This is a genomic window from Lamprobacter sp. (assembly GCF_034860625.1).
Taxonomy (GTDB): Bacteria; Pseudomonadota; Gammaproteobacteria; order Chromatiales; family Chromatiaceae; genus Lamprobacter.
This window is the reverse complement of the sequence record NZ_JAYESN010000677.1, coordinates 1-808: the sequence shown is the minus strand read 5'-3', so window position 1 is coordinate 808 and position 808 is coordinate 1. Positions and strand designations below refer to the sequence as shown.

Here is an 808-nt window from a genome sequence, read left to right as displayed (position 1 = left end):
TGATCACCTTGCTGCCGGTTGGCGGTTGGCGCCCGAGGCCGCAGAACCCGGCGCTGACACCTCCGGCCAGGCCCTGCTCGCGGCCCTGACCCGCAGCCATCCGCTGCAGCCGTTCAGCCGGCGCTACTTCGAGCCCGGGCGCGACCCAGGGCTCTTTACCTATGCCAGCGAGTGGCGTGCGCTCTATCCGGCCTCGACGCCCGTCGAGGGCGCCGCCTCACCCGTGCCGCTGTTCCCGGAACGCCCGCCGCGACTCTCCAAGCCGACCTTCGATGGACCGATCAACCTACAGACCCTGGGCCGATTCCTGCGCCATCCGCTGCGCACCTTCTACAGCCAACGCCTGGCTCTACACCTGGAGGTCGCCGCCGAGACCGACGCCAACGACGAGCCGTTCGACTTCGACGGGCTGCAGCGCTGGGGACTGCGCGCGGCCATCCTGCAGCAGGTCGAACGACAACTCGTGGCTCAGCCTGGGATCGCCAGCGAGCGCTGTCTGCAGCAGGCGGTGGATCGGCTCGCCCGCGCCGGCGACTTGCCGCTAGCCCCCTTCGATGTCGACTGGCGCGAGAACCTGCAGGCCCAGTTCGCCACGCCGCTGCAACGATATCGCGCGCTGCTGGCCGAGTATCCGAACGCCATCCCGATCCGCGCCCTGAGCCTCAGCGCCGACGACCTGCTGCTCGAGGACAGCCTGACCGGGCTGCGCGCCAACGCGCAGGGCGAGCGCTTGCAACTGCGCTTGCAGCCGAGCGAGCTGATCAAGCACAACCAGCTCAGCTGGTACCACCTGGTCTCGCACTGGCCC

Annotated in this window: 1 pseudogene; it reads left to right on the top strand. The window is 69.6% G+C overall.

Annotation, left to right across the window (positions count from 1 at the left end):
- Positions 1–808, top strand: a pseudogene (locus VBE63_RS30715) (exodeoxyribonuclease V subunit gamma); the annotation flags it as partial.